Source organism: Hymenobacter agri, assembly GCF_054778495.1.
This window is the reverse complement of record NZ_BAAGZM010000184.1, coordinates 1-7102: the sequence shown is the minus strand read 5'-3', so window position 1 is coordinate 7102 and position 7102 is coordinate 1. Positions and strand designations below refer to the sequence as shown.

General features: G+C 60.1%; 8 protein-coding genes. 5 read left to right on the top strand and 3 right to left on the bottom strand.

Annotation, left to right across the window (positions count from 1 at the left end; all coding sequences use genetic code 11):
* From ACYVDE_RS10945 to gldG, 3 genes are all read left to right on the top strand, one after another.
* Window positions 1–583: ATP-binding cassette domain-containing protein (locus ACYVDE_RS10945; protein ID WP_460501553.1), on the top strand; the 583-nt coding region annotated here is incomplete at its 5' end.
* 113 nt (window positions 584–696) lie between these two features.
* Window positions 697–1422 (top strand): ABC-2 transporter permease, encoded by a 726-nt coding sequence (gldF, locus tag ACYVDE_RS10940; protein ID WP_460501552.1) that lies wholly within the window; start codon window positions 697–699, stop codon window positions 1420–1422.
* The gene (gene gldG / locus ACYVDE_RS10935; RefSeq protein WP_460501551.1) at window positions 1422–3152 is read left to right on the top strand and encodes a motility-associated ABC transporter substrate-binding family protein; all 1731 of its coding nucleotides are present in this window, start codon (window positions 1422–1424) and stop codon (window positions 3150–3152) included. Before gldF ends, gldG begins: the two co-directional genes overlap by 1 nt.
* 4 nt (window positions 3153–3156) lie before the next feature.
* Here gldG and ACYVDE_RS10930 read toward each other — a convergent pair whose 3' ends face one another.
* Window positions 3157–3594 (bottom strand): BLUF domain-containing protein, encoded by a 438-nt coding sequence (locus ACYVDE_RS10930; protein WP_460501550.1) that lies wholly within the window; start codon window positions 3592–3594, stop codon window positions 3157–3159.
* Window positions 3595–3829: 235 nt separating this feature from the next.
* Here ACYVDE_RS10930 and dnaN point away from each other — a divergent pair, with 235 nt between their 5' ends.
* Both dnaN and gldC read left to right on the top strand, forming a co-directional pair.
* Window positions 3830–4954, top strand: a complete 1125-nt coding sequence (gene dnaN / locus ACYVDE_RS10925; RefSeq protein ID WP_460501549.1) for a DNA polymerase III subunit beta — start codon at window positions 3830–3832, stop codon at window positions 4952–4954.
* 138 nt (window positions 4955–5092) lie between these two features.
* Entirely contained in the window at window positions 5093–5428 is a 336-nt protein-coding gene (gene gldC / locus ACYVDE_RS10920) for a gliding motility protein GldC (RefSeq protein ID WP_190922038.1), read from the top strand.
* Window positions 5429–5556: 128 nt separating this feature from the next.
* Here gldC and ACYVDE_RS10915 read toward each other — a convergent pair whose 3' ends face one another.
* Window positions 5557–6102 carry a hypothetical protein gene (locus ACYVDE_RS10915; RefSeq protein ID WP_460501548.1) on the bottom strand — a complete coding sequence of 182 codons (546 nt, stop codon included), beginning with the start codon at window positions 6100–6102 and terminating at the stop codon, window positions 5557–5559.
* 131 nt (window positions 6103–6233) lie between these two features.
* Complete coding sequence (gene dcd, locus ACYVDE_RS10910) at window positions 6234–6770, bottom strand: dCTP deaminase (protein ID WP_460501547.1); 537 nt, start codon at window positions 6768–6770, stop codon at window positions 6234–6236.
* Window positions 6771–7102 lie beyond the last annotated feature (332 nt).

The following is a 7102-nucleotide window of genomic DNA, read 5'->3' as shown; positions in this document are numbered from 1 at the left end:
GCGCAACCGCGTGGCCGAGCTGGTGCGCCGCGTGGGCCTCAGCCGCGAGCAGAACAAGCAGATTGGCGCGCTCAGCAAGGGCTACCGGCAGCGCGTGGGCCTAGCCCAGGCCCTGATTCACGACCCCGACGTGCTCATTCTCGACGAGCCCACCACCGGCCTCGACCCTAACCAGATTCTGGAAATTCGCCAGCTCATCCGCGAGGTGGGCGAGGATAAAACCGTCATTTTCAGCACCCACATTCTGCCCGAAGTCACGGCGCTGTGCTCGCGCGTGCTCATCATCAGCCGGGGCAAGCTGGTGGCCGACAGCCCGGTGGCCGAGCTGGCCGCCCCCGCCGCCGGCGAAACCATCGTCCGCGTCGAGTTTGAAGGCCCCGTGGACACCGCCCGGCTGGCTCAGCTCCCCAACGTGCGCCACGTAGAGTTGGCCCCTGATGGCGCCGTATTGCTTCGCACCGCGCCGGGCGTGGATGTGCGCGCCGCCGTGTCGCGCCTTGCGGCCCAGGAAGGCTGGCTGCTACTCGGGCTGCGGCAGGAGCACCAGAGCCTGGAGGAGGTGTTTGGGGAGTTGACGAAGTAATTTTTCAAATGTGGCAGATGCGGAGATGTAATGAGTTGAAAATGAAAGCACTTGATGCCAACTAACCAATTTTCACATTTTCCTATTCATCACATCTACCACATTAATAACTTATGCTTACCATCCTTCAAAAAGAATTCAACGCTTTTCTGAACTCCCCCGTGGCCTATGTGGTGCTGGGGGTATTCCTGGTGGCGACGGGCCTGTTCGTCTGGGTTTTCCCGGATAGCAGTGTGCTCGACTACGGCTACGCCGACCTGCAGACGCTGTTCAACCTGGCGCCGTGGATTTTCCTGTTCCTGATTCCGGCCCTCACCATGCGTACCTTCGCAGAAGAGAAAAAGGCCGGCACCATCGAGTTGCTGCTCACCCGGCCGCTCACCGATGGGCAGATTATTGGCGGCAAGTACCTGGCCTGTCTGCTGCTGGCGCTACTGGCGCTGGTGCCCACGCTGCTCTATTACTACTCGGTGTACAAGCTGGGCAGCCCCGAAGGCAACATCGACTCGGCCGCCACGGTAGGTTCCTATCTGGGACTGGCGCTGCTGGCGGCGGTGTTTGCGGCCATTGGGGTGCTGGCCTCGGCCCTCACGCGCGACCAGATTATTGCGTTTCTGGTGGCCGTAGTGGGCTGCTTTCTAGTGTATTCAGGCTTCGATTCGCTGGCCTCGGTGCTGCAGGGCAGCTCGGCTTACTACGTAAGCCAGCTCGGCATCGCGGCCCACTACCGCGACCTGAGCAAAGGCCTGGTCGACTCGCGGGATTTGGTTTATTTCTTTAGCGTGGTGGCTCTGGCGTTGCAGGGCACGCGCCTGGCACTACGGAGCCGTAACTGGTAATGGAAAATACGTTGACTACTTCTTCGGCTGCGGTTCCTGCCCCCTCCTCGCGCAAGCAGCGCGACTTGCTCACGTTTGCCGCCATTCTGGGCGGGCTGTTGCTGTTCAATTTCATCGCGCAACGCTTCTTTTTCCGCATCGATATGACGGAGGAGAAGCGCTACACGATGTCGGACGCGACCAAAAAGCTACTTCGCGACCTCAAGCAGCCGGTTACCGTCACGGTGTACCTCACCGGCGACTTCCCGCCCGCTTTCCGCCGCCTGGAGCAGGGCGTGCGCGAAACGCTCACCGAGTTCCAGGTGTACGGCGGGGCCAACCTGAACTACATTTTCATCGACCCCAGCGCCGGCAGTACCGAAGCCGCCCGCAATACTTTTTACCAAACCCTTTTTAAGAAAGGCCTGAAACCCACCAACCTCGGCGCCACCGAAAACGGCAAGCGCGTCGAAAAAATCATTTTTCCCTACGCCGTGGTGAGCTCGGGCGGACACGAGAAAAATGTGCTGCTGCTGCGCGGCAACCAGGCCGCCCCGGCCGAAGTGCGCCTCAACCAGAGCATCGAAGGGTTGGAATACGAGTTGGCCAGCACCATCCGGGCGCTGGTGCCCAGCCTGCGCAAGCGCATCGGCGTGGTGGAAGGCCACGGCGAGCTCGACAACGTGCAGGCCGGCGACATGCTCGGCAGCTGGCAGCAGCAGTACGACGTGTTCCGCGTGACGCTGAGCAAGGTGAAGGACCTGAGCGCGCTCGATGCCATCGTGGTGGCCCAGCCCAAAACGCCCTACTCCGAAGACGACAAGTTCAAGCTCGACCAGTTCATCACGCAGGGCGGCCGGGCGCTGTTTTTCGTCGATGCCCTGCGAGTAGATTTGGACAGTGTAAGCCGCAATGGTGCTTCACTGGCCACGCCCTACAACCTCAACCTCGACGACCTGCTGTTCAAGTATGGCCTGCGTCTGAACCCCAACCTGCTGCTCGACCTCAACAGCGGCCAGATTCCACTCGTGACCGGCATGGAGGGCAACAAGCCCAAAATTGAGCCCATGCCCTGGCAGCTCTACCCGCTCATCAACAAGTTCAGCCCCCACCCCATCACCCGCAACCTCGACGCGGTGTACCTGAAATTTGTTGGCAACCTGGATACGGTGAAGGCCACCGGCATCCGCAAAACCGCGCTGATGAGCACCTCGCGCTACACCCGCGTGCTGCCCGCTCCGGTGCCCATCAACTTCAACGACGCCCGCTTGGAGCCCAACCCCAAGCTCTACCAGAAGGGCTTCCAGCCAGTGGGCTACCTGCTTGAAGGGCAGTTTACCTCGCTCTTCGCCAACCGCGCCCGGCCCGGCACCCTGCAATTCCAGCCCGAGAAGCCGGCCAACGCCAAGCCGAGCAAAATCTTCGTCATCTCCGACGGCGACTTCATCCGCTCCGACATCGACCCCAAAACCGGCAACCCCTACCGCCTGGGCTTCGACCGCCTCGCCAACACCGAGTTCGCCAACCGCGAGCTGGTGCTCAACGCCACCGACTACCTACTCGACGAAACCGGCCTCATTGCCGTGCGCGGCAAGCAAATCACCCTCCGCCCCTTGGATAAGGTGAAGTTGGCCGAGCAGCGCCGCCGCTGGCAGCTGTTGAACATCGGTGCACCGCTGGCGCTGCTGGGGGCGTTCGGGGCCGTGCGGGCGTGGCGGCGCAAGCGGCGCTATGCGTCGTTCGGGGCCTAGTTGCTCAGAACCGAATCACGTCATCCGCCACGAAGGTGGCCAGCACCGAGTGCAGCCCCGCATCGGCGGCTAGGGTCAAGTCTTTCAGATGGGCACCCCTGGCCGGGTCGACGTAGCCTTGCAGCTGCGTAAATTCCTCGGGTTTCAGGGCTTTGAAGCCCATGGACCATTGCGAGAAATTGCGCGCCGCAATGGGCCCATCGGATAACTTAACCACCCGGCCATGCCGAGAATCCTGCGCAATGCGGGTAAAAATATAGCGAACTTCCTCTTCTGTGCCTTCCAGCACCTGCATAATGTCGCCGTTGCTATAGAGCAGCAGCCCGGTGAGGCCGTGGCCGTGGTTCCAGGTGCGCGACTGGGCGAGCAGTCCGGTAAGCTCGGCTTCGTTCAGGCCGGTGGTAGCCGAACTCTGATAAACTAAATGATGCAGCGATTCCATGAGAGGATTGAAATGAAGCCGCAAAGAACTTCGCTCGCCGGAATGTGTACAATGGCTGAGGTTAAATTAACGGCATTGCGGCTACCCGGCTGGCCAACGTAAGTCCGTCGTTGATGGTGTTTTTTTCAGTTGTTTTATGGGTTAAAGCCTCTTGCACCAATCTTGCGGCTGGCTTCCAAACGCGAACCCCGCCGCGTATCTTTGCCCTCCCCCAACCCCAACCAAGGCTCTACTTATGAAATTCATTGTTTCGTCCTCCGCGCTGCTCAAGCAGCTGCAAAGCATCAACGGCGTGGTTACGAACAACCCCGTGGTGCCCATTCTGGAGAATTTTCTCTTTGAGATTGAGGCCGGTAAGCTCACCATCACCGCCTCCGACCTGGAGACGAGCATGATTACCGAGCTGCCCGTGGAGGCCCGCGACACCGGCCGTATCGCCGCGCCCGCCCGCATCCTGCTCGACACCCTCAAGAACCTGCCCGACCAGCCCGTCACCTTCACGCTGGACGAGGAAACCTACACCATCGAAATCAGCTCCTCGAACGGCCGTTACAAGCTGGCCGGCGAGAATGCCGCCGACTTCCCCCGCGTGCCGGTGGTGAAGGGTTCCGCCCCGATTGAGATGCCCTCCTCGTCGCTGGCCCGCGCCATCAACAAAACCATTTTCGCGGTGAGCACCGACGAGCTGCGCCCGGCCATGACCGGCATTCTGGTGCAGCTGGCCGACTCGCAGGTAACCTTCGTGGCCACCGACGGACACCGCCTGCTGCGCTACCGCCGCCAGGATGTGGGCGCCGGCCAAACCGCCAACCTCATCATCCCGCGCAAAGCCTTCAACCTGCTGAAGGGCACGCTGCCCTCCGAGGCCACGCCGGTGAAGATGGAGTTCAACCAAAGCAACGCCTTCTTCAGCTTCAACCAGATGCGCCTCGTGTGCCGCCTGATTGACGAGCGGTACCCCGACTACGAGAACGTTATTCCCGTCAGCAACCCCAACAAGCTGGTTATCAACCGCGCCGAGCTGCTGAATTCGGTGCGCCGCATCAGCATCTACTCCAACAAAACCACCCACCAGGTGCGCCTGCGCCTAGCCGGCTCCGAGCTGGTGGTGAGCGCCGAGGACCTGGATTTCAGCAACGAAGCCAAGGAAACGCTGGCCTGCCAGTACGACGGCGAAGACATGGAAATCGGCTTCAACGCCCGTTTCCTGATTGAGATGCTGTCCAACATCGACTCCGAGGAAATCACGCTGGAACTGAGCACGCCCAACCGCGCCGGCCTGCTCATGCCCACCACCCCCGACGACAACGAAAGCATCCTGATGCTGGTAATGCCGGTGATGCTGAACAACTACGTTTAGATAACGCTTTCTGAACGTCATGCTGAGCGAAGTCGAAGCATCTCTACCGCGCCACTAATCAATTTTAGTATGGCGGCAGAGATGCTTCGACTTCGCTCAGCATGACGTTCTTTTTCTATCGTTCCGATACAACTCATTATGAAAAAATCAGAAATTCGCTTCAGCATCGCGCTGGATGACAATAAAGTACCCGAGGCCATCAGCTGGTCGGCCACCGATGCGGGGCCGGACATTCATTTCGCCAAGGCCATCAACATTGCGCTGTGGGACCGCGAGCAGGTGGGCACCATGAAAATCGACCTCTGGACTAAGGACATGCCCGTGGACGAGATGAAGCGCTTCGTAGTCGACAACATTGGCTCAATGGCCGAGAACATCGTGACGGCCACCGACGACAAAGAAATGGCCGCCAAAATGCGCGCGCTCTGCAAAGAGCTGTCAGAGTACCTCGACAAGCAGGAACAAGGCCAATAGCCTTGTAGCACATGCTTTAGCTTGTGCGTTCCAACAGGAGAAATTCCAATAGAAAAGCCCCACCGGAAGCATCCGGCGGGGCTTTTTATTTTGCGGGCGCAAGCGAGAACATGCGCTACAAGTACGGGCTAGCGGGCGTTGCGGCCCAGGTTGCCGGCGGGGCGGTTGGCCGGCTTGGGCGTGGCCGGACGGATGCTGGCATCGTTGGCCCGCGCAGGGGCCGGGTTTTGCACCGCCTCGGTGAGCAGGATGCTGGAAGCACTGGCGGCATAGTCACGGCCCATCTTGTTGTAGGCTTTGCGAGCGCCGTAATAGTCGCTGTATTGGTCGGTGCTCAGGAAATCCTGAAACTCCTTGTCGCGCTCCTTGCACACTCCGTCGCACTGCTCGTCGATGGCCTGCTGGTTGCCAGCGTTTTTGCGCTGGATGGCGGCTATTTTCGCGGCTTTGTCAGCATTGATGGCCTGGGCCTTAGCGGCCTGGTATCCGTTGAGGCGCAGGTCGCGCACCATCTGACTGGTGAGTTGGTCGGCGCGCGAGGCGGTAGGGTTCAGGCGGGGGCTGGGCTGAGTTTTGTCCTGTACGGCAACCGGGGAATTGGGAGCCTGCTGAGCCGAGGCGGCGCCCGCCAGCAGCGCCAGCACCAAAGAAGCAAAAGCTGTTTTCGTCGTCATGGTCGTAGGGTTTTGGTAACACACTTACGCAAGGACCGGGCCAGCCAGCAGCGGCCCGGTGCTCAGGGATAACGAAGAAATGCGGGTTGCGGTTCGGGTTTGGCCTTACAGTATAGTGCGTTGGCTATGCGTTACCACTGGTTTTTCCACATCATCGACTCCACCGGGCGGTCGGTGCGGTCGTTGTATTTGGCGTTCTGCTTGCGGTTGTAGTAGTTATTCACGTCGCCCTGCACCGTGAAGTAGATGAGCTGGCCGATGGGCATGTGGCGGTACACGCGCACGGGCATCGACACGCTGATTTCCAGCGTCCAGTAGTTGCAGAAACCCACGTCGCCCTTGCCGGCGGTGGCGTGAATGTCGATGCCGAGGCGGCCCACGCTGCTCTTGCCTTCGAGAAAAGGCACGGTGGCATGGGTTTCGGTGTATTCCTGCGTCACGCCCAGGTAGAGCTTGCCGGGCTCCAGAACAAAACCGTCTTCGGGGATTTCAAAATGGTCGATTTCGTTGTGCTTGCGCGCGTCCAGCACCGCGTCGCGGTAGGTGGCCAGGTACGGGCCGAGGTGTACGTCGTAGGAGTTGGTGCCCAGGCAGGCGCGGTCGTAGGGCTCGATGACGATGGTGCCTTTCTCGATTTCCGCGAGGATTTGCTGGTCGGTGAGAATCATTGGGTTGGGGTAATAATATTGATTGGTATTCCAGTTAAAAGAACGTCATGCTGAGCGGAGTCGAAGCATCTCTACTGCGGAACTAATCCTAACGATTGGATTTACTCTTGCGGTAGAGATGCTTCGGCTGCGCTCAGCATGACCGTTTTTTTATGCTTGGTGAAAAGAACTGAAGCACTGAAATCAGTCGTCGTCGTGGCGGTAAGGCGCGTGGGGTGCCCCCTCGGTTTCTTCCTCGTCCTCATCGTCTTCGTAGCGGTCCTCGCGGAGGCCGGGGCGACGCTCCGGGCGCAGGCGGCTGGCGAGGCTGCGGGGTTCGGGCTCCGGCTCGG

Excerpts from the sequence above, each read along its gene's own strand:
- gldF (WP_460501552.1), top strand. The coding sequence starts at position 697 with ATGCTTACCATCCTTCAAAAAGAATTCAACGCTTTTCTGAACTCCCCC.
- gldG (WP_460501551.1), top strand. The coding sequence starts at position 1,422 with ATGGAAAATACGTTGACTACTTCTTCGGCTGCGGTTCCTGCCCCCTCC.
- ACYVDE_RS10930 (WP_460501550.1), bottom strand. The coding sequence starts at position 3,594 with ATGGAATCGCTGCATCATTTAGTTTATCAGAGTTCGGCTACCACCGGC.
- dnaN (WP_460501549.1), top strand. The coding sequence starts at position 3,830 with ATGAAATTCATTGTTTCGTCCTCCGCGCTGCTCAAGCAGCTGCAAAGC.
- gldC (WP_190922038.1), top strand. The coding sequence starts at position 5,093 with ATGAAAAAATCAGAAATTCGCTTCAGCATCGCGCTGGATGACAATAAA.
- ACYVDE_RS10915 (WP_460501548.1), bottom strand. The coding sequence starts at position 6,102 with ATGACGACGAAAACAGCTTTTGCTTCTTTGGTGCTGGCGCTGCTGGCG.
- dcd (WP_460501547.1), bottom strand. The coding sequence starts at position 6,770 with ATGATTCTCACCGACCAGCAAATCCTCGCGGAAATCGAGAAAGGCACC.